Annotated in this window: 1 protein-coding gene; it reads left to right on the forward strand. The window is 64.5% G+C overall.

Annotated elements, in window-relative coordinates:
- A partial coding sequence (locus AC5ZGW_RS46565; RefSeq protein WP_496114193.1) for a transposase occupies positions 1-299 on the forward strand: 299 nt, incomplete at its 5' end.
- Positions 300-818: the final 519 nt, after the last annotated feature.

Raw genomic sequence — 818 nt, forward strand, 5'->3', positions numbered from 1 at the left:
GCCTCACACCAAAGGACCATTCCACCGGCGGCAAGACCAGGCTCGGCAAGATCACGCGGGCCGGCGACGAGGACCTGTGCCGCCTGCTGGTGGTCGGGGCGACCGCGGTGATCCAGCAGGCGCGGCACGGCCGCGGCCATCTGTGGGGCTGGCTGGTCGCGCTGCTCAAGCGCAAGCCGCCCAAGCTGGCCGCCGTGGCGCTCGCCAACAAGGTGGCCCGCATCGCCTGGAAGCTGATGGTGACCGGCCAGCGTTACGACGCGGCGCGGATGAACGCCATGCCGATAGCTGCCGCTTAACAGATTGGGCGGCCGGCGGGTTAGCTCACCGGCTGCCCCTTAAGCTGCAAGAGCAGATGGAGCGATCGATCAATCAACGAGGCGAGACATTCCGTGGGACCCATTGGCCGCCAGCAGGTCGCCAGGTTGTTTGGAGCTCGCCTCGCGCATCCCATCTTGGCCAGCGATCATCCGATCGCATCAAACAGGCCGGACATATGGATGCCAGCGATCCGATCACCTCAAAAGCTCTTGTGCCACGGGGGCCGTCCACATATGGGTCCCGGGTTCCCGGCTACGCCAAGAGGCCTCGCCGCGGCGCGCAAGCCCGCGACGACGTGGGGAAAGGTCCGATTCAAATTTCAAATAGCGTGAGGATGTGAGTTCGCGTTCTCGCGGCATGGATTGCCCGAGCTTTGCGTTCGTCTCACCCTCCTCGATATCAGAGGGCGCAGGGAAAGCCGGTGCCGGTTGCACCCATGGGTCCCGTGCAACAAAAAGCACGGGGGTAGGACCACAGGTTCAACCGAAGCATTCCGG

The sequence above is a fragment of the Bradyrhizobium sp. Crot121 genome (assembly GCF_059512385.1).